General features: G+C 55.7%; 13 protein-coding genes and 1 pseudogene. 11 read left to right on the forward strand and 3 right to left on the reverse strand.

Going from position 1 to position 21683, the window contains the following annotated elements; genetic code table 11:
* Positions 1-426: 426 nt before the first annotated feature.
* From ACWKX3_RS01875 to ACWKX3_RS01890, 4 genes and pseudogenes are all read left to right on the forward strand, one after another.
* Positions 427-2979, forward strand: a complete 2553-nt coding sequence (locus ACWKX3_RS01875) for a type VI secretion system Vgr family protein (protein ID WP_454541176.1) — start codon at positions 427-429, stop codon at positions 2977-2979.
* Positions 2976-4520, forward strand: a complete 1545-nt coding sequence (locus ACWKX3_RS01880; protein ID WP_454541177.1) for a hypothetical protein — start codon at positions 2976-2978, stop codon at positions 4518-4520. Before ACWKX3_RS01875 ends, ACWKX3_RS01880 begins: the two co-directional genes overlap by 4 nt.
* Positions 4517-5668, forward strand: coding sequence for an Imm72 family immunity protein (locus ACWKX3_RS01885; protein WP_454541178.1), 1152 nt, complete (start codon positions 4517-4519; stop codon positions 5666-5668). Before ACWKX3_RS01880 ends, ACWKX3_RS01885 begins: the two co-directional genes overlap by 4 nt.
* Positions 5669-5727: 59 nt before the next feature.
* Positions 5728-6036: pseudogene (locus tag ACWKX3_RS01890) on the forward strand (type VI secretion system Vgr family protein); the annotation flags it as partial.
* A gap of 252 nt (positions 6037-6288) precedes the next feature.
* Here ACWKX3_RS01890 and yegD read toward each other — a convergent pair.
* Positions 6289-7641, reverse strand: coding sequence for a molecular chaperone (gene yegD / locus ACWKX3_RS01895; RefSeq protein WP_454541179.1), 1353 nt, complete (start codon positions 7639-7641; stop codon positions 6289-6291).
* Positions 7642-7772: 131 nt separating this feature from the next.
* Between yegD and alkA the strand changes: the two genes are divergently transcribed.
* Positions 7773-8645 carry a DNA-3-methyladenine glycosylase 2 gene (gene alkA, locus ACWKX3_RS01900; protein WP_101737314.1) on the forward strand — a complete coding sequence of 291 codons (873 nt, stop codon included), beginning with the start codon at positions 7773-7775 and terminating at the stop codon, positions 8643-8645.
* Here alkA and ACWKX3_RS01905 read toward each other — a convergent pair.
* On the reverse strand, positions 8610-11939 hold the full coding sequence (locus ACWKX3_RS01905; protein WP_202560875.1) for a diguanylate cyclase: 3330 nt from the start codon (positions 11937-11939) through the stop codon (positions 8610-8612). The genes alkA and ACWKX3_RS01905 overlap by 36 nt on opposite strands.
* 342 nt (positions 11940-12281) lie before the next feature.
* Here ACWKX3_RS01905 and udk point away from each other — a divergent pair, with 342 nt between their 5' ends.
* From udk to asmA, 3 genes are all read left to right on the forward strand, one after another.
* The gene (gene udk, locus ACWKX3_RS01910) at positions 12282-12923 is read left to right on the forward strand and encodes a uridine kinase (RefSeq protein WP_006176324.1); all 642 of its coding nucleotides are present in this window, start codon (positions 12282-12284) and stop codon (positions 12921-12923) included.
* Positions 12924-13013: 90 nt separating this feature from the next.
* The gene (gene dcd, locus ACWKX3_RS01915; protein ID WP_006176323.1) at positions 13014-13595 is read left to right on the forward strand and encodes a dCTP deaminase; all 582 of its coding nucleotides are present in this window, start codon (positions 13014-13016) and stop codon (positions 13593-13595) included.
* A gap of 22 nt (positions 13596-13617) precedes the next feature.
* Complete coding sequence (asmA, locus tag ACWKX3_RS01920; RefSeq protein ID WP_101737316.1) at positions 13618-15468, forward strand: outer membrane assembly protein AsmA; 1851 nt, start codon at positions 13618-13620, stop codon at positions 15466-15468.
* A gap of 90 nt (positions 15469-15558) precedes the next feature.
* Here asmA and ACWKX3_RS01925 read toward each other — a convergent pair whose 3' ends face one another.
* Positions 15559-17142: a TerC family protein gene (locus ACWKX3_RS01925; RefSeq protein ID WP_006176320.1), complete on the reverse strand. Its 1584-nt coding sequence runs from the start codon at positions 17140-17142 to the stop codon at positions 15559-15561.
* Positions 17143-17836: 694 nt separating this feature from the next.
* Between ACWKX3_RS01925 and ACWKX3_RS01930 the strand changes: the two genes are divergently transcribed.
* Genes ACWKX3_RS01930 through wzc form a run of 3 tightly spaced genes read left to right on the forward strand, consistent with a single transcriptional unit; the run spans position 17837 to position 21591 of the window.
* Positions 17837-18976 carry a polysaccharide export protein gene (locus ACWKX3_RS01930; RefSeq protein ID WP_006176318.1) on the forward strand — a complete coding sequence of 380 codons (1140 nt, stop codon included), beginning with the start codon at positions 17837-17839 and terminating at the stop codon, positions 18974-18976.
* A 6-nt stretch (positions 18977-18982) separates the two neighbouring features.
* Positions 18983-19426: a low molecular weight protein-tyrosine-phosphatase Wzb gene (wzb, locus tag ACWKX3_RS01935; protein WP_006176317.1), complete on the forward strand. Its 444-nt coding sequence runs from the start codon at positions 18983-18985 to the stop codon at positions 19424-19426.
* Positions 19427-19428: 2 nt separating this feature from the next.
* Positions 19429-21591 (forward strand): tyrosine-protein kinase Wzc, encoded by a 2163-nt coding sequence (gene wzc, locus ACWKX3_RS01940; RefSeq protein ID WP_006176316.1) that lies wholly within the window; start codon positions 19429-19431, stop codon positions 21589-21591.
* Positions 21592-21683: the final 92 nt, after the last annotated feature.

The following is a 21683-nucleotide window of genomic DNA, read 5'->3' on the forward strand; positions in this document are numbered from 1 at the left end:
GAATGATACTAGTTTAGTCAGGCTACCCGGCAGAAAAATGGAGGAAATGTGGAACACTGTCTGGAATTGTCTGAATGGTGTCCATGGCTGGAGATCTTATCAGTTTCGTTAATTGACCCGCTCGTTGGTCATATCGGTTTGGCTTTGTTGTCCTGCTTTGGCGTCAGAACTTGACTGATGCCGAAGTCGTATTTCCTTAATGTTCTTACATTCGGTTAAAAGGAAAAGCAGGGGCCTTGTTTTTTAAGAGTGAATGCAGATGTGTGAGTAATTATATAAATAATTTGTATGCCTACGGGTCTGTTTATTTATCTCCTCCATTATATATCTGATGCTGCGATTTCCCTGCCTAAGATCAGACATTTACAATAAATTTGGGTTATGTAACCATTTCATTTTAACCCTTCATTAATTCAGGTCTTTGTTATGGATAACTGGCTGGCGCTTTTTGACGGACAGACCCGCTATTTTCTGGATATCAACGACAGCCCGGTAAAGCCGGACGTCCTGTGCTTTCGCGGCAGGGAAGCGCTGAGCGAGCCGTTCAGGTGGGACATTGAGTTCACCACGCCGCAGGGCAATATCGCTCCGGAAGAGGTGCTGATGAAGTATGCGTCGTTCCGGATGCGCAACGGCAAAAACGTTCACGGTATCGTCACCCGCCTGGAGTGGCTCTCCACCACCGCCGACCAGTCCCACTACCGGCTCAGGCTCAGCTCCCGCCTGGCGCTGCTGGGATACACCCGCCAGTGCCGTGTTTTTCAGAACCAGTCGGTGCCGGAGGTGGTGGAGCAGGTGCTGCGCGGCCGCGGGCTGGAGGGGCCGGACTTTGAGCTCCGGCTGGAACGGACTTACCCGGCGCGTGAAATTATCACCCAGTGGCGGGAAACGGACCTGGAATTCATTCAGCGCATTCTGTCCGAGGCGGGCATTTACTGGCGCACGGAGATGGACGACGTGCGCGGGCTGGACGTGTATATACTGGCCGACAGCCAGCTTCACTACCGGTTCGATGTGCGCCTGCCGTACCGTGAGCCGTCGGGCCTGTTCGACGGCGCGGCGGAATCGGTCTGGGACGTGCGGACCTGGCACAGGGTTGTCACGGGCTCCGTCGCGACGCGGGATTACAACTACCGTACGGCCACCACGCCGATGGACGCTGCGGTCAGCGTGCGAAGCGATGCTGTCACCACCGGGGAGCACTACCGGTACGCCGCCCCGTACCGCAAGGCGGGTGACGACACTGACCCGGAGCCGGAAACCGAATCCGGGGCGTTTTATGCGCGAATCCATCACGAGCGGGAGCTGAACAAATCGGCCCGCGTGCACCTGTTCAGCAATGCCTCTGGTCTCACCCCCGGGCAGGTGCTGGAGCCGCAGGGGGATGTCATTGCTGCCCTGAAAGAGGGCGTCATTCTCACGCTGGTGACCTTCCGGGGCGCTCGTGATTCCCGTCTGCACGTGTCGGTTTGGGGCCAGCCTTACACCGAGCGCTGGTGCTTCCGCCCGACTGAAATCCCGCGTCCTGAAATCCACGGCACCCTGCCTGCCCGCGTTGAGAGCCGGGAGATGAACGACATTTACGCCCACCTGGATGACCAGGGGCGCCACCGGGTCAGGCTGGACTTTGACCGGGAAGGGACGGCACCGGGCTACGGCTACCTGTGGCTGCGGATGGCGAAGCCTTACGCCGGTGACACATTGGGCTGGCACACGCCGCTCACCGACGGCACCGAAGTGGAGGTTGCGTACAGCAATGGAGATATTGACCTGCCATACATCGCGTATGCCCTGCATGACTCGGAGCACCCGGACCATGTAAATCGTGACAACCACACCCGCAACGTTCTGCGCACCCCGGCGAACAACAAGCTGCGGATGGAAGACCAGCGCGGGAAGGAGCACATTAAGCTCGCCACGGAATACGGTAAGACGCAGCTCAACAGCGGACATCTGGTGGACGCGAAGGGGCAGCGTCGCGGTCAGGGTGCAGAGCTGCGCACCGATGAACACGGGGTTATCCGCGCCGGAAAGGGGCTGTTTGTCAGCGCGGATGCTCAGCCAAAGGCGCAGGGTGAGGCGCTGGACATGAGCACTGCCCTGAAGGAAATCGACCGGCTTAATCAGCAGCTGCAGCAGCTGGAAATGGCGGCAGAACAGGCGCAGGCCCTGAAGGCGGACGTTGACAGTCAGATAGCGATGTTTGAGCAGCGGCTGAAACCGCTCAATGAGGCGCTGCTGATGTCGGCCCCGGAAGGGATGGCCCTGACCAGCGGGGAGCACCTGCAAATGGCCGCGAAGAAAAACGTCGCCATTAACGCCGCAGGGGATATCAGCGCAGGCGTCATGGGCAACATGACCGCGCTGGCGGGAGAAAAGCTCGGCCTGTTTGCCCGCACCGGCCAGCTGAGCCTGAAGGCCAGTGAAGGCCAGGTGGAGGTCCAGGCGCAGAACGCCAGCCTGCGGTTGTTTGCAGAGAAGAAGCTGACGATGAGCTCGGCGAGTGACATCTCCTTTGCCGGTAAAAAACGCATCACGCTGATTGGCGGCGGGAGCTACCTGCGCCTGGAGGCCGGAAAAATCGAGTACGGCACGACGGCGATGTACCTGCGGCGGGTGAAAAGGACGATGGCGGCGGGGGCTGCGTCACAGCAGCCTGAAATGCCCTGGCTTGCCGATCCGGTTAAATCCTCTGCCAGTGCGCTGATGCAGTATCTGTATCACGACGATGTTCCGGTAGTGGGCTCGTCTTTCAAAGCGACTCTCGCTGATGGCACTGTCCGGGAAGGTAACCTTGACGGTGAGGGATATTTGCATCTCGAAGACGTCCCGCCGGGGAGTGTGCAGGTGGAGTTCGGACCGGATACCCGGAATTATTTACGTAAAAATAAGACCGATAATCAGTCGTTTGTTGGGACATCGCTCAGCGAGGCAGACATTGACTCACTGATAGCGAAGCACAGCGGAGGTGTGGAATGAGTGGGGTGAGCGTTGCCTGGTTTAAGGAAACCAGCCTGGAAACCGGACAGTGGATCTGGGGTACGCTTCAGGGGGCATTTAATGAAAAACAGACCATCGGGCAGATCATCGTTGATGCGGCGATCGGCATGATCCCACTGGTCGGCGATGTAACGGCAGTGCGCGATCTTATTGCCGTTTCGATAGGACTGGCAAAAGAACCGAAGAAACGGGAAAGCGTGACTGAATGGGTATTTCTGGTGATCCTGCTGTTTGCACTAATCCCGGTAATTGGTGGCGTGATAAAAGGCGTCGGACGTCTGGCCCTGCGTGTGACAACAAAAGCGGCAGAGAATGTGGAAACCCTTGGCGCTGTGATTAAGTTTCTGAACCGTACCGGCGAAGGCGATGCGGTGAAGTGGCTGAATAAGCTGAATGTCGTTGAATATCAGGCGCAGTTGATAGAAAAGATGAGTGATTTCTGCAACACGATGATCACCACCATCAATCAAATCCTGAAAGCCCGGGTCGGGCGGATGCTGCCGGAGAAATGGCAGGCGGACTTGCTCCGGGTACGGGATGGTTTTGCGGCGCTGCAACAACTGGCGTCGAGAATGATCCCGCAGGCGCTGAAAGAGCTGGATGCGAAACTGCGGATGTTACAGGCGCTGGTGTATAAAGGCGAAATTCATACGATAGCAACGGGAACAGGACGGGCTGAAGTCCGGCGTGAGGCTGAGGCGTATTTGATTGAACGTCCGCTGCAGGAAGCGCCGAAGCAGGGGACGCGGTATCCGAGTATTCATGCGGAGGAATTGTATAAAACGACATTGCGTCGAAAATATTCAAAAGCCGGATATCCAGATTTGATGAGAAGTAAAGGGAAAAGTCCTGCTTTTGGTAATAAGCCAGTATTTACATCCATCGCTTCATTTAGTGGTGACATCACGGCTAAAAGCGCCCGTGATATGGCGGGAAGCACTATTTTTCGTGCCTTTGGTAATCCCACAGATTTAGCTCCTAATGGTTCGTGGGCTGCTGGTGGATTCTGGGGGTATCAAAAAGTGCCGGGCAGTGCCGAAGAGTGGCGCCAGTTATCGGCGGTACTGGATGAGTGGAACAGCAACGGTTTTCTGGTGGTGCTGCATTTGCCGGAAGACCCGGCAACTCGTATGCCGGGTAGCAATGCCTGGTACGGAAAAATAGCCGAACAGTTCGGGAACGAAATTCCAGCTCAATATCTGAAAGGTGGTGGCGAGCAGGTGATTATTAATCTGGATGAGATGTTTAAACAAGAGGTTAACCGTATTGGGGAACAGGTCAAAGCTACCGGACAGGCTGCCAGTGTTGAAATTAATGGCGTAAAGGCTGAGTTTTATCCCACAAACTGGCAGGATGCTAACGGCGTGCATGGCTACAGTAAACCAGAAGGAATAGAGCCACCCTATGCCACGACCACAAGAGAGTTACATGATGATGAACTGCGCAGCAAAGTGACAGACCGGGCGATACTTAATGCAGCACGCATTGAACACCAGATGACCACAGGGAGTGAGCAATGATTACGATTGAAAAGACAAAATATCCAATGAGTGATGACCTGGTGAGACGCAAATTGTTCTGGCTGTTACAGCGACTGAGCAGCTATACCGTGTGGCAGCGCAAGCGGAATGCATGGGCCTATTTTGTGCAGCAATATGAAGAAGCGTTGAAGACATGGCCGGAAGATAAATCAGATGGCTTTCATCCGAAAAACATTATCTGGGCTTACGATGCACTGCGTCTCTATGACGAAGGGCTCGCTGAACTGGCTATGGGAAATCGACAGGTGTGGCAGCGTCAGACAGGAGCATTTCATCAATTAGCCCGTCCGGTTGGATTGATCGAAAGCTTTTTTTACCCTCTTTGTCATGAACGAGGCTCTCAGCAGGAACCTTACCCGCCAGATATAGAAAAGCTTAATAAGCTGAAGATTGCAGCAAAAATACATGGTGACTATATCATGTATCCACCACATGACAATGTATGCAACTTTTTCGATGCTGCATATCTATTAGAATTAGATAATTATGAATGTAATTTTAATAAGTTAGCGTATCCGGCTTTCCCAGAAAATCTTCCTCCTGTTCCAGAACGCAGCGATTTTATTATTAAAACCGATGACCCGGTGCCCTGCGATGGTATCTGGGAACCGGTAAAAATTCATTACAACCATAAGCTATTAATTATTAAAGATGGCATCAGTGGGTTTAAAAATCTCGGCGCTTATAATTATTTTATTCGTGGAATGAATGCTCCCCGACAGGTGTATTACGACGTATTAATTGAAAGTGACACAGAAATGGTTATCCCTGACGATCCAATCCGTTACCGGGATGTTCACTGGCGTCTGGTCTGGGAAGACACGCGCTACTGTGACGGCATTATTCCCGATGAATCAGAATACTTTCTGGATGACGCGCCAGGCAAACGCATTACCTGCCCGAGCGGGGAGGTTTGCCCGCATTCAGGCCACTGGGCGACCATAGCCGGAGGGCATCAGCAGTTTATTGATGTTCAGGCCGGGCAGTTGATGCCGGAAGCAACCCGATATCAGAGTGATATATACGCACCAGTGATAAGACTCCCCGCGATGTGGAGTCTGTTGCGCCGGGATGATGACGGTGGTGTTTTTATCAAATCTAATTTTATTAAACCCATTAAAAAATAGATAAAAATGGGCTGATTCACGGCCTGCGCAATTTTCAATAATTGATCCCGTTAGCCGCGAACCACCGCCAGAACATCCTGCGAACCGCGGCGGAAAAACGGCGCGGAAAAGAACCTATCGCCCTGACTACGCCTTACGGGGCGACACAGCTTAATCAGGGGGATATTACCGGCCCGCAGGAAAAACCCCGTGGTAAAGGCTTTGAGCTCAAAACCGATAAACACGGCGTAATTCGCGTCGATAAGGGGCTGTTTATCACCGCTGGTGGGCAGCAGAAGGCGACGGGCGAGGTGCTGGATATGGCGACGGCGCTACGGGGGATCGATGTCTGCCTGCAGCAGCCCCGGCAGTTGGAAATGGCCGCAGACGTGGTTTGTTCATGATCTGCAGACGGTGGACATAGGTGCGGGTATCTCGCAGGATTTTTTGTTATCCACTCGATGGAAATACCTGAAGCCTGAGTGATGGAGGTGACAGAATTTAACTACTGTTTCAAAGAGTTCCAGTATCGTTTCTCTATGTTGCTTGCCTGATTTAACGTCACATAAAATCAGATTTTATGGTGGCTATCACCCACGGTGCCGAATAGCTCCGTGGGTGATAGCCAGGCCACACCCGTGTTAGCTAAACATCACCTGCGCCCAGCGCGCCAGCCCTGCGGTTACGGAGCCAAAATCATCGCCACCGGCAATCGGTATGCCCGGCAGTTGTTCCGCCAGCGCTTTCTTAATCAGCGGCGAACGGGCGCTACCCCCGGTTAAATAAATCACGTCCGGCTGCTCTCTGCCATTATCCAGCGCCAGCTGTACCTGTTCGAGAATGCGCTGCAGCGGCTGCGACAGGGCCGTTTCAAGCCCTTCCTGCGAGATACTCGTTGCCAGTTCATCGCTGATAAACGGCAGGGTGACCGCATGTTCCGGGCGATCTGAGAGCGCAATTTTGCTCTCTTCGGCGGTGCACACCACGCGGTAGCTCAGGCGCTGACGCCAGACCTTGTGGAGCAGCGCGACTTTGTCGGCATCCTGCGCATCGCGTATCAGATCGTTGAGAAAACGACCGTTTGCGGTGCTGTAAAAATCACTCTGCGCAGGCACATCGTTGATCGCAATGGCATTCCACCATGGCAGAACCGGCAGGGCGATCCCTTTTTCGGTTTGTCCGCCCATGCCCAGCAGCGGCATCAGGCTCTTAAAGGCGAGGGCAATATCCAGATCGTTACCGCCAACGCGGCAGCCGCTGTGCCCCAGCAGGCTGTTTTCACGATCGCGACGCTGATGCCACTGCGGTCCCATCAGCAGCAGCGAGCAGTCCGTCGTTCCGCCGCCGATATCCACCACCAGCACACGTTTTTCTGCCGTCAACGTGGCTTCAAAATCCAGTCCCGCCGCTACCGGCTCGTACTGGAACACCACGTCGCGAAAACCTGCACGGTGCGCCGCGCGCGCCAGAATACCCTGCGCCTGCTGGTTGGCCTCATCGCCCCCCAGGCCCTGGAAGTTTATCGGACGGCCAATCACCGCCTGGTCGATGGTTTCCGTGACCTGCGTTTGCGCCTGATTGCGGATGTGCAGCATCATGGCGCAGACCAGATCCTCAAATAACGCGACCTGCTGCGGCTTCAGGCCGCTGGCCCCGAGGAATGACTTCGGTGATTTAACGAAGTAAACCTCCTCCGGATCCTCAATGTACTGCCCGAGCGACGACAGGCCGAACTGTACGCTGGCAGGCGTAACGTCGATGTCCTCGTCGCGGTTATAGCTCACGGCGCGGCGCAGCAGAGCCTGCGTTTCCGCCGCGGTGGCCGGAACCTGGTGATGGCGGAAAAGCCATTCGCTTACCGCTTCACGGGTTGGCGCGCAGAGCATTGACGGCAGCAGCGTGCTCTCTTTTTCCATTTTCAGGAGCTGTGGTTGCCCGTTGTGCATTACCGCAACCGAGCAGTTTGCCGTACCGTAATCGAATCCAATAAACACGTAGAAATCCCCATGCCGGTGAGAAGGGGCGAGACTTTAACGAAATGTCTCTTCCGCGACAACTGGAATATGAAAGCAAGGCGAAACAAGGCCTTTCGGTTTATGCTGAGGAGAACATGACAGGAGCAACGATGTTTACCTTGAACTGGCAACCCCCCTACGACTGGCAGTGGATGTTTGGCTTTCTGGGCGCGCGTGCCGTGACGGGCGTGGAAACCGTGACCGAGGACGACTACGAGCGCAGTTTTGCCTGTGACGGGCACCGGGGCATTTTTCGCGTCACACCAGACCTTGCCTCCCACACCCTCAACGTCACGCTCAGCCCGGGTCTAATGCCGGTGGCGGCAGGCTGTCTGGACCGCATCGCACGGCTGTTCGATCTTGACTGCGATCCGCAGCAGATTGCCCGGACGCTCGGCGAGTTGGGTGCTGCGCGGCCCGGGCTGCGTTTGCCTGGCGCAATGGATGCTTACGAGCAGGGCGTGCGGGCGATCCTCGGGCAACTGGTGAGCGTGGCGATGGCGGCGAAACTTACCGGACGGGTGGTGGCGCTGTACGGTGAGGCGGTTGAAGATGCGCCAGATTATCTCTGTTTTCCCACCCCGCAGGCGCTGGCCGCCGCCGATCCGCTGGCATTGAAAGCGCTCGGGATGCCGGTAAAAAGGGCGGAATCGTTGATTCATCTCGCCCGGTCGGTGGTGGACGGTGACTTTCCTCTCGTTCCGCCGGTGGACATCGACGCGGGCATGAAAGCGTTGCAGCAGCGGCCCGGCATTGGCCGCTGGACGGCAAACTATTTAGCGCTGCGGGGATGGCAGGCCAAAGATGTGTTTCTGCCGGATGATTATCTGATTAAACAGCGCTTCGCTGGCATGACGCCCGCGCAAATCCGCCGTTACGCCGAACGCTGGCAGCCGTGGCGCTCCTATGCGCTGTTGCACATCTGGTATACCGACGGCTGGACGCCCTCAGTTGATGGCGAAATAGCTGGTGTTGAGCAGTAGTTCCAGCGGCTGCGGTTCGCCGATGGTGTCGCCATAGATAAAGTCGATGCCGATGCCCGAGAGGGTATCCATCATGATTGGCTGGTTGCAGGGGCCTGCCAGGGTTTTCATTCCCAGCCGCTGGGCGTGGCCCTGAATGATGGTCACCATCATTTCATCCATCAGGTTTCCGTGAACGTTTGACACCACGTCCGGATCGAGCATCAGATAGTCGGCCATGTTAGCGCTGAGATGGCTAAAGAGGCTCATGTCGCGCCCCACCTGGCTTAACACCACCCGGCAACCTGCGTGTCGCAGTTTTTGCAGACCCTGCTGCAGGTTCTCATCCGTATTGCGCAGTACCTCTGCGGAGATGATCAGGTGCAGCAGGCGGCCCGGGAATGGGCCTTTCTCCAGCAGTTCAATCAGCTCGTCTACCAGGGTGACGCTGGATAACCCGGCTTGCGAAAGCGGTAGCGCAACCCCCATCCCTTTGGCCGCTACCTGGGCAGCGTATGCGCGGAAGAACTCGCTGAAGATACGCCGGTCGAGGGCGTGAAGCAGCTCAGGCTCGGCGAGACCAGAGCGGAACGCCTGCTCCTCCTGTACTTCACCCTGGCTGGTCCACAGGCGCAGCGAGATGAGCCAGAAGTTGCTGCTCTCCGGTATGCGCGGGGAGGCGACGCTGCGGGCAATCATCAGCAGGTGATTATCTTTGATCATGTGCCACTGCTCATCGAGCGACATCATGCTGCGCGCGCTGTGGATCCGCTCCTGCTGCGGTTCGTAAACGGTCACCACCCCACGCCCGCTGTTTTTAGACGCATAGCAGGCGATATCGGCCTGGGACATCACCTCTGCCGCCTGATGGTTGGTCTCATCAATCAGGGTAATGCCCGCGCTGGCGCCGATACGGTGCAGGCGGCCTTCCCACATAAAGTGATAGTTATTGATGGCGTGGATCAGCCGCCCGGTAATGTAGCGTGCGCTTTCGATATTGCAGTCCGGCAGCAGCAGACCAAACTCATCGCCCCCCAGACGGGCAAGAACGTCGCTGGAGCGAAGCATGGTCAGCATTAAGGATGACAGCTCACGAAGCAGGGCGTCGCCCGCGGCATGGCCTGCGGTATCGTTGACGGCTTTGAAGCGGTCAAGATCGATGAAAATCAGGGCATGGCGCTGGCGCGTCTCCTGCACGGTCTGGATCAGGCGCTTCAGATGGGTTTCGAAACTGACGCGGTTAGCCAGATGCGTGAGCGCGTCATGGGAGGCGCTGTAGCTCAGCTGGCGCAGCATTTTGCGTGATTCGGTCACATCCTGAATAACCAGCACCGAGCCAATGGCCTGCCCGTCCAGCGTGCTGAGGGGCGTGATGCTGTAGTGGATATCGAAGCTGCCGCCGTTGCGGCAGTTGAGTACCACGTCCTGCTCGATATCGGAACGGGACATATCGCCGCTGTGGATGTTTTCCATCAGCGGTCCTTTCTCACCAAAGGTGATGTGCAGCACGTTCAGAATCGGCTGCCCGATGGCCTCGGACTGGGGCCAGCCGCTCATCTTCTCGGCCACCGGGTTCATAAAGGTCACGTTCATGTCGACGTCGGTGCAGAGCACGGCCTCGCCGATAGAGTCGAGCGTAATGTGCAGACGCTCTTTTTCCTGGAATAGCGCCTCGTTAAGCTGCTTGACCTCGGTCATGTCCATGTTGATGCCGAGCAGACGCTCCACTTCACCCTGCTTGTTCAGTACCCGGTTGGCCAGGGAGCGAATATGGCGCACCCCCTCTTTGACACGAATACGGAATTCGAGCTTAAACGGCATGCGCGCCTTCAGGGAGTCGCGGATCACCTGTTCCGCATGGGCGCGGTCCTCAGGCACAATCGACGCATTCCACAGTTGCCAGGTGGGCTTGATGTGGGGCGGGATCTCATACAGTTCGAACATCCGCTTATCCCAGCTGATGACGTCCGGCTGCAAATCCCATTCCCAGATCCCAATTCCGCCCGCTTCATTCGCCAGGGTAATACGCTCCATCAGGCGCTTATTGACCCATTCGGTATGCTTGAGATCGTTAATGTCTTCAATCTGGGCGATAAAGTAGAGCGGGGTGCCGTCGGCGTGGCGTACGACAGAGACGGCAAGTAGCGCCCAGACCACTTCCCCGTCGCGGGTGTAGTAACGCTTCTCGAGGCTGTAGTTGTTGATATCCCCGTTGACCAGCTGATCGAGCTGTTCGATATCAGAGTGTAAATCCTCCGGCCAGGTGAGCTGCTGGAACGTCATCGACTGAAGCTCCGTCTGGCTGTAGCCAAGAAAGTTGCACAGCGCCTTATTGGCCTGCAGCCACTGGCCGTCGATGCCCACCAGCGCCATGCCGATGGCGGAGTACTCCATCGCATTACGAAAACGTTCTTCACTCTCGGTAATGTGCTTGCGCTCGGCGCGGAAGGCATACATCACCATTGTCATCACGTTGGCAGGCAGTAACATCATCAGAAACGGCAGCCACGGCGCGTTGAGCATGGCGCTGGCGTTCGGCGTTGCTACCGGGGTGGGGTTTTGCGCCATCATCAGGGAGACCATCATGACGGTGACCAGGAACACCAGAAACGCTTCCACGCGCGGAAGGCGGACCGCGCTCCACATCAGCAGGACAATCACGCAGGTAAAGGGCCACGGCAGCCAGTTCATGGCAGCCCAGCTCAGAACCAGCGTTACCGCCATGGTGACCAGAGTTTCCAGCAGCAGCTGCGGGTCGCGGTGGCGCAGGAGATAGTGCGGTTTGAACAGCAGCCCTAATGGCACCAGCGCCAGCGCGCCGATTGATTCGGAAACCACCCACACCAGAAAATTACGCAGCGGCTCAGGTCCGGGCGCCAGAAAATGGATTAACACGCCCCCTGTCAGCGGCGGGATCAGGGCGCTGCCTATCGCCAGACGCACCCAGTCATTCAAGTTTTGTAGCGGGTTATACCACGGCAGCAGCTTACGCAGCAGCAGTGCGCCGATGCAGGCCTCAATAATATTGACGGAGGTATAAATGAAGCTAACGGATCCCCACGAAAAGAGCATCCATGAGGCCAGGACATTCCCGAATGAACAGGCGAGGGCAATACCCGGCCACATCTTCCCGGCATGACGATAAAACGCCACCGTCATAATAGAGGTAGGGAACCATAACGGCGCGAGCAGGGTGCCGAAACGGGTGAGTTCCAGGGAAAATAGGGTAAAAATAAACGTGACCAGACCCAGACAGACAAGTCGCAGTAAAGGATGTTGGGTGGTAATCAAAACCCGCTGGTATTGTTTATTCATTACCGCTTTATCCCGAGACGCCAGGTCGCCAGGAGCGATGTCCGGACGCGAGAAATTAAGAATTTGGTTTATGCTAGTACAAACAATTTACAATTCATATGCTGACTGCTCAGATTTTGACATCATAGACTTATTAAATAGTTACTCGCCAAAAAATTCCCGTTAAACGATCAAAAAGTGGTCATTTAAATTTCACTCAGGGAGAAAAAGCGACTTTGGAGGCTCTCTCGCATTACCTGCGGTTTCGACTGGTATCACGCCTGCGAAATCCCTATAATTGCCGCGTTTGACGCTCCGGCGTCGTCCTTCCTTAACATCCAGGTTAATCAGGTCGCTAAATTTATGACTGATAAGTCTCATCAGTGCGTCATTATAGGCATCGCCGGCGCATCGGCTTCAGGTAAAAGTCTTATTGCCAGTACGCTGTATCGCGAACTGCGTGAACAGGTTGGTGATGAGCATATCGGCGTCATTCCCGAAGATTGCTATTACAAAGATCAATCCCATCTGTCGATGGAAGAGCGCGTAAAGACTAACTACGACCACCCTAATGCCATGGATCACAGCCTGCTGTTCCAGCACTTAGAAGCGCTGAAAAGCGGCAAGGCTATTGAATTGCCTGTTTACAGCTACGTAGAACATACCCGCTTAAAAGAGACCGTTCGCATTGAGCCGAAGAAGGTCATCATCCTTGAAGGGATCCTGCTGTTAACGGACGCGCGGCTGCGCGAGTCGATGAACTTCTCTATTTTTGTCGATACCCCGCTGGACATCTGCCTGATGCGCCGCATTAAGCGTGACGTCAACGAGCGCGGGCGTTCTATGGACTCCGTGATGGCACAGTATCAGAAAACCGTGCGTCCGATGTTCCTGCAGTTTATCGACCCATCCAAGCAATACGCCGATATTATCGTGCCTCGTGGCGGTAAAAATCGTATTGCCATTGATATCTTAAAAGCGAAAATCAGTCAGTTTTTTGAATAAGCCGCGCGAATTGTGTACCGTTCAGAGATAACCTGGTTTGCCCTGAGCCGATAGCGCCTCAGGGTACGATGCACGAAAGGAGAAAGTGCCATGCGTCTTTGTGACCGCGATATAGAAGCCTGGCTGGATGAAGGCCGCCTGTCTATCACCCCGCGTCCGCCGGTTGAGCGCATTAACGGCGTGACGGTCGATGTGCGTCTGGGGAATAAGTTTCGCACCTTTAGCGGCCACACGGCGCCGTTTATCGACCTGAGCGGGCCGAAAGACGAGGTGAGCGCGGCGCTGGACCGCGTGATGAGCGACGAAATTGTCCTCGACGAGGGTGAGGCGTTTTATCTGCATCCGGGTGAACTGGCGCTGGCCGTGACGTTTGAATCGGTCACGCTGCCTGCCGATCTGGTGGGCTGGCTCGATGGCCGCTCCTCGCTGGCGCGTCTGGGTTTGATGGTCCACGTAACGGCGCACCGCATCGATCCGGGCTGGTCAGGCCGTATTGTGCTGGAGTTCTTCAATGCGGGTAAACTCCCGCTCGCGCTGCGTCCGGGCATGATGATCGGTGCGCTGAGCTTTGAACCGCTGACAGGCCCGGCGGATCGTCCTTATAATCGCCGTCAGGATGCAAAATATCGCGACCAGCAGGGTGCGGTTGCCAGTCGTATTGATAAAGACTGATTGTTAGACCATTGAGGATGCCATGAGAAGAGTTCTGACAACGCTGATGATTTTGCTGGTGGTTCTGGTTGCTGGCCTTTCGGCGTTGGTACTGCTGGTTAACCCGAATGACTTCCGTGCCTATATGGTGCGTCAGGTCGAAGCGCGCAGTGGTTACGAACTTAAGCTGGACGGGCCGCTGCGCTGGCACGTCTGGCCGCAGCTGAGCATTCTCTCCGGGCGCATGTCGCTGACTGCGCCAGGGGCATCACAGCCGCTGGTGGCGGCCGACAACATGCGTCTTGATGTCGCGCTGATCCCGCTTTTCTCCCATCAGCTTCAGGTTGATCGGGTGATGCTGAAAGGGGCGGTGATCCAGCTTACGCCGCAAAGCGAAGCGGTTCGCCAGCCGGACGCGCCGGTTGCCCCGCACGAAAATACCTTGCCCGACGTGCCGTCCGATGCCGGCTGGTCATTTGACATCGCCAACCTGAAAATTGCCGACAGCGTGCTGGTTTTTCAGCATGAAGACGATGAGCAGGTTACCGTGCGCAACATCAGCCTGACGATGGAGCAGGACGCGAACCACATTGCGACCATGGCGTTTTCCGGGCGTATCAACCGCGACCAGCGCGATCTGACGTTGTCGATGGATGCCAACGTAAACGCGTCGGACTATCCGCACCAGTTGACTGCCGATATCCGCCAGTTGAACTGGCAGCTCACCGGCGCCGACCTGCCGACCAAAGGCATTGCCGGCCAGGGGACCTTGCAGGCCATCTGGCAGGAAGAACACAAACAGCTGCAGCTCAATAACCTTAACCTGCAGGCCAATGACAGCAGCATGAAAGGGCAGGCGAGCGTGACCCTGGCTGAGGAGCCGAAGTGGGTTCTGGATTTGCAGTTCGACACGCTGAATCTTGAAAACCTGCTTCCAACACAGCCCGCCAGCACGGCTGATGCCGGTGCGGCGCAAAACGGTCAGAGCCAGGCGATGAAGCCGCGGCCAGTGATTTCATCTAATCTCGATCAGCCTGACTATAACGGCCTGCGCGGTTTTACCGCCGATATTCTGCTAAAAGCTAACCGGCTGCGCTGGCGCGGCATTGAGTTTACCGACGTCAGTAGCCAGATGTTCAATCACAATGGATTGCTCGTCATCTCCGAGCTGGGCGGCAAGATGGGGGCAGGGCATCTGTCGCTGCCGGGTACGCTGGATGTGCGTAAAGACACGGCCAGCGCTGCCTTCCAGCCGCGCCTGGATAATGTCGAAATCGGCACCATTCTGAACGCCTTTAACTACCCGATTTCACTGACCGGACAGATGTCGCTGGCGGGGGATTTCGCCGGCACGAAAATTGACGCCGACGCGTTCCGCCATAACTGGCAGGGCCAGGCGCACGTTGAGCTGAAAGACACCCGCATGGAAGGCCTCAACTTCCAGCAGCTGGTCCAGCAGGCGGTTGAGCGCAGCAGTAACGTTAAGGCGAATGAAAACTACGACAGCGCGACACGTCTTGATAACTTCACCAGCGATCTGACCCTGGATAACGGGCAGCTTTCGCTGAATCAGATGCAGGGCACCTCGTCGATGCTGGCGCTCACCGGTGAGGGCAAGATGGATCTGGTGAAAGAGACGGCTGACACCCGGTTTAACGTCCGCGTGCTTTCCGGCTGGGAAGGCGAGGGTGAACTGATTGATTTCCTCAAAGCGACGCCAGTCCCGCTGCACGTCTACGGAAAATGGCAGGCGCTGAATTACAGCCTGCAGGTTGATCAAATTCTGCGTAAGCACCTTCAGGATGAAGCAAAACGTCGGCTGAACGACTGGGCGGATCGCAACAAGGATTCGCAAAACGGTAAGGACGTGAAAAAGCTGTTAGATAAGCTTTGAGAGTGTTAGTGCCGGGTGGCGGCTACGCCTTACCCGGCCTGTAAAATCCGTAAATCGCAGGCCGGGTAAGCGAAGCGCTACCCGGCTTTTTTATACCTCAAAATCCAGCTCATCCTCGCTACGTAGCGGTATCAGCTGCACCTTCTGCACGCGATGGCTTTCAACCTGAAGCGTTTTGATCAAGTAATCTCCTACCTGCACCTCTTCGCCTGGCGTCGGAATGCGCTGGAGATACTCCATCAACAGCCCTGCAATGGTGTGGTATTCACGCTTCTCATCCAGCGGCAGCGGAACAAACTGCACCAGGTCCTCAAGCGGCATATGGCCGTTTGCCGTCCAGGTGCCGTCGGCATTCTTCTGGATATCGTGGCGCGCATCGATTTCATCGACTTCGTTAGGCAGATTGCCGGCGATCGTTTCCATCACGTCGCTCAGCGTCACTAAACCTTCAACGGACCCAAACTCATCCACCACAAAGGCAAAGTGAGTGCGCGCGTTGCGGAACTGCTCAAGGGCGGACAGTAACGGCAGCGCCTCCGGGAACACCAGCGGCTGGCGGACCAGAACACGCAGGTTGAGCGGCTCGCCGTGCAACTGCTGTTGCAGCAGGTCGATGATGTGTACCACGCCGAGCAGCTCTTCTTCCTCGTCGCCCCCGGTCACCACCACGCGGGTGTGCTGATTTTTATCCAGCAGGGCGCGGATCTGCTCTTCCGGGGCCGTCAGGTCGACATGTTCGATGTCATGACGGGAGGTCATGATGCTGCTGACCGAGCGCTGGTTAAGGTTCAGCACGCGCTCAATCATGCGCCGTTCCTGCGGGTTAAAGATCTGCCCGTCGCTGTGGTCGGCAAGCAGCGCGGCGGACTCGGCGTCCAGTTCTGCATCCTCTTTTCGCCCGCTGAGCAGGCGCATCACCGTATCGGCGGTGCGCTGACGCAGGGTCTGATTAGCGGAGAGAAAGCGGCGACGGTTGAAAATCGCCAGCTGGTTAAGGGATTCGATCATCACCGAGAACCCGATTGCGGCGTACAGATACCCCTTCGGAATATGGAAGCCAAAGCCGTCGGCCACCAGGCTAAAGCCGATCATCAGCAGGAAGCTCAGGCAGAGAATAACGATGGTCGGGTGGCTGTTCACAAAGCGGGTCAGCGCCTTGCTTGCCATGATCATCAGCGTAATAGCAATGATTACCGCGGCCATCATCACCGCGAGGTGGTCTACCATGCCGACGGCGGTAATGACCGAGTCCAGCGAGAAGACGGCATCCAGTACCACGATTTGCGCCACCACCGGCCAGAATTTTGCCCCGCGACGCTGGGTCGGGTTGTCATGGTCTTTCCCTTCAAGCCGCTCGTTAAGCTCGACGGTGGCTTTGAACAGCAGGAACAGCCCGCCGAACAGCATGATCAGATCGCGGGCGCTGAAGCTCAGGCCGTAAACCGTAAACAGCGGCGTGGTGAGAGTGACCAGCCAGGAGATGGAGGCCAGCAGCAGCAAACGCATCACCATCGCCAGCACCAGCCCCGTGACGCGCGCACGGTCGCGCTGCGAAGGCGGTAATTTTTCGGCAAGGATGGCGATAAAGACCAGATTATCAATACCGAGCACTAATTCGATGACGACCAGCGTAACCAGCCCGGCCCAGATTGACGGATCGGCAATCCATTCCATAGTAATAGCAATACCTTCTGTTATATGACTAATGTCACATTGCGATCATGGATAAAGCTGACCAAAAATGCAATGGCAGGCTGAGATTTCTCTTAATCGATAACCAAAAAAATGAACAACATGCGGGAGGGTGTAAATAAGTATAGTGCGAGGTTTTGATTATCGGAGACGTTATTTAGGATATATCGCACTGAGTGGTTTTATTCGATATTTTGTCAATATAAAGAAATTCCTAAAACCTTAAAAATTTGCTCTTAATATTAATCTTAAAAACTGTTATTCAGACGGTTGTCTCCTTGCCTGCTATTAGGTTAGCTGCAACAATTCTCCCAGCATCAAATGTTAAAACTTCTTGCTGCTATTTTTGTTTCGGTATTCAGGGAATGAAAATGTTTATCCGTCATGGGTTTTTCATGGCCGATATATTTTCCCTGAAGCCATGTCCAAGAGGGTGTCTATCCATAACATATTGTTTAGTCAGTGGATTGGTAACTGAAAGCCAAGGGCGGTAGCGTGCCTGAAGGCGTGTAAAACAGCCTCAATTATTCTGTCAATAGCCAATGGATGAATACGGTTTTTTTAGGACAGATGCCAGTTATATTTCAAATTGATTAACTGCATGCTGAATGCCAAAACGACCCGCGCTTATTTAATTTGCACAGGATAATTACTCTGCCAAAGTGATAAATAATCAATGATGAAATCCAAAATGAAATTGATGCCATTATTGGTGTCTGTGACCTTGATGAGTGGTTGCACGGTCTTTCCCGGCAGCAATATGTCCACATCGGGCAAGGATGTGATTAAACAACAGGATGCCGATTTCGATCTCGACAAAATGGTCAATGTTTATCCCCTGACCCCGCGTCTGGTCGAACAATTACGTCCGCGTCCGAATGTTGCCCAGCCGAATATGTCTCTGGACCAGGAAATCGCCAATTATGAGTATCGCGTGGGGCCGGGTGACGTGATTAGCGTTACCGTCTGGGATCACCCTGAACTCACCACCCCGGCGGGCCAGTACCGCAGCTCAAGCGATACCGGGAACTGGGTCCAGTCCGATGGCACCATGTTCTATCCGTACATTGGCAAAGTGCATGTTGTCGGCAAAACGCTTGCCGAGATCCGTAGTGATATTACCAGCCGCTTAGCGCAGTACATTGCTGACCCGCAGGTGGACGTTAATATCGCCGCATTCCGCTCGCAGAAAGCCTACATCTCCGGCCAGGTGAACAAATCCGGCCAGCAGGCCATCACCAACGTACCGCTCACCGTTCTGGATGCCATCAATGCCGCGGGCGGCTTAACCGATGGCGCCGACTGGCGCAACGTCGTGCTGACCCACGAAGGCAAAGAGCAGCGCATTTCGCTGCAGGCGCTGATGCAAAACGGCGACCTGACCCAGAACCGCCTGCTTTATCCAGGCGATATTCTGTACGTGCCGCGTAACGACGATCTGAAAGTCTTCGTCATGGGTGAAGTGAAGAAACAGAGCACCCTCAAAATGGACTTCAGCGGCATGACCCTGACCGAAGCGCTGGGCAATGCGGAAGGCATCGATCTGACCTCCTCCAACGCCAGCGGCATCTTCGTGATCCGTCCGCTGAAGGGCGAGGGCAGCGCGAAAGGCAAGATTGCCAATATCTACCAGCTGGATATGTCCGATGCGACATCGCTGGTCATGGCCACCGAGTTCCGCCTCCAGCCATACGATGTGGTCTATGTCACCACCGCGCCGGTTGCCCGCTGGAACCGTCTGATCAACCAGTTGCTGCCAACCATCAGTGGCGTTCGCTACATGACGGATACGGCGCGCGACATTCACACCTGGTAATCCGCGATGTTTAACAAAATTTTAGTGGTGTGTGTGGGGAACATTTGCCGTTCCCCCACGGCTGAACGCCTGCTGAAACAGTATCAGCCTGATCTCACGGTGGAGTCCGCAGGGCTGGGTGCGCTGGTCGGTAAAGGGGCCGACGAACGTGCCACCCACGTTGCCCTGGATCATAACCTCTCCCTCGACGGGCATATCGCCCGTCAGGTCACGGGCCGGATGTGCCGCGAGTATGACCTGATCCTCGCGATGGAAAAACGCCATATTCATGCGCTGTGCGACATCGCCCCGGAGATGCGCGGCAAGGTGATGCTGTTTGGTCACTGGGACAATGAACGCGAGATCCCCGATCCGTATCGCAAGAGCCGTGAGGCATTTGAGGCGGTGTACACCTTACTTGACCAGTCTGCCCGTCAGTGGGCGCAGGCACTGAAAGCTCAGCAGGGATAACAATGACAGAAAAAACAAAAACATCTGCCGCCCCGATCTCGGGCAGTGATGAAATTGATATTGGTCGTCTTGTCGGCACCGTGGTTGAAGCGAAGTGGTGGGTGCTCGGCATCACCGCCGTGTTCGCCGTTGGGGCGTTTATCTATACGCTGTTTGCGACGCCAATCTACAGCGCCGACGCGCTGGTCCAGATTGAACAGAATACCGGCAACTCGCTGGTACAGGACATCGGCTCCGCGCTGGCAAATAAGCCACCGGCGTCGGATGCGGAAATTCAGCTGATCCAGTCGCGTCTTGTACTCGGCAAAACGGTGCACGATTTGGGGCTGGATATTTCGGTCACTAAAAACACCTTCCCGGTGTTTGGCGCGGGCTGGGATCGCCTGATGGGCCGCAGCAATGATACGGTGAAAGTCACCGACTTTGTGCTGCCGAAAGGGGCCGGAGATCAAACCTTTACCCTGGAGGTTCTCGGGCCAAACCAGTATCAGCTTACCAGTGACGCCGGTTTTAGCGCGCGTGGTGAAGTCGGGAAGATGCTCTCCAAAGACGGCGTCAGCATGATGGTCAGCGCCATTCACGCGCAGGAAGGCGGTGAGTTCACGGTCACCAAATTCTCCACGCTCGGGATGATCAATAACCTGCAAAACAACCTGACCGTGACCGAAAACGGCAAGGACACTGGTGTTCTGAGCATGACCTTTACCGGTGAAGATAAAGATCAGATCCGCGACATCCTCAACAGCATCACCCGCAACTACCTTGAGCAGAACGTTGAGCGCAAGTCGGCGGAAGCAGCAAAAAGTCTGGCTTTCCTCGCTAAACAGCTGCCGGAAGTGCGTTCGCGCCTGGATGACGCCGAGAACAAGCTGAACGCTTATCGCCAGGATAAAGACTCCGTCGACCTGCCGCTGGAAGCGAAATCGGTGCTGGATTCGATGGTTAACATCGACGCGCAGCTCAACGAACTGACCTTCAAAGAGGCGGAAATCTCCAAGCTTTATACCAAACGCCACCCGGCCTACCGCACGCTGCTGGAAAAACGCCGTACCCTGGAAGACGAGAAGGCGAAGCTGAATAACCGCGTCACCGCAATGCCAAAAACCCAGCAGGAGATTGTGCGTCTGACCCGCGACGTGGAATCTGGCCAGCAGGTGTACATGCAGCTGCTGAATAAACAGCAGGAGCTGAAGATCACCGAAGCCAGTACCGTTGGCGACGTGCGCATCGTTGACCCGGCCATCACGCAGCCTGGCGTGCTGAAGCCGAAGAAGGCGCTGATTATTCTCGGCAGCATTATTCTCGGCCTGATGCTCTCCATCGTGGGCGTGCTGCTGCGCTCCTTGTTCAACCGCGGTATCGAAAGCCCGCAGGTGCTGGAAGAAAATGGCATCAGCGTTTACGCCAGCATCCCGCTCTCTGAGTGGCAGAAATCGCGCGACAGCGTGAAAACCGTCAAGGGCGTGAAGCGTTACAAGCAGAGCCAGCTGCTGGCCGTGGGTAACCCGACCGACCTCGCGATTGAAGCCGTGCGCAGCCTGCGTACCAGCCTTCACTTCGCCATGATGCAGGCCAAAAACAACGTCCTGATGATGACCGGGGTCAGCCCGTCGATTGGTAAGACGTTCGTCTGTGCCAACCTCGCGGCAGTGGTGAGCCAGACCAACAAACGCGTGCTGCTGATCGACTGCGATATGCGTAAGGGCTACACCCACGAGCTGCTGGGGACCAACAACGTCAACGGTCTGTCTGAAATCCTGCTCGGCAAAGGGGAGATCGCCGATAGCGCGAAACCGACCTCGATTCCGAAGTTTGACCTGATCCCACGCGGCCAGGTACCGCCTAACCCGTCTGAACTGCTGATGAGCGAGCGCTTTACCCAGCTTATCGAGTGGGCGAGCAAGCACTACGACCTGGTACTGATCGATACCCCGCCAATCCTCGCCGTGACCGATGCCGCAGTGGTGGGTCGCCATGCGGGGACCACGCTGATGGTGGCGCGCTACGCGGTGAACACGCTCAAGGAAGTGGAAACCAGCCTGAGCCGCTTCGAGCAGAACGGCATTGAGGTGAAAGGGGTGATCCTCAACTCCATCTTCCGCCGCGCGACCGGGTATCAGGATTACGGCTATTACGAGTACGAATATAAGTCTGACAGTAAATAACCAGTTTCCCTCACCCTGACCCTCTCCCTGAGGGAGAGGGAATGTTATCCCCCTCTTCTTTGGGAGAGGGCGGGGGTGAGGGCATCGAATTT

The sequence above is a fragment of the Enterobacter sp. UPMP2052 genome, assembly GCF_053709675.1.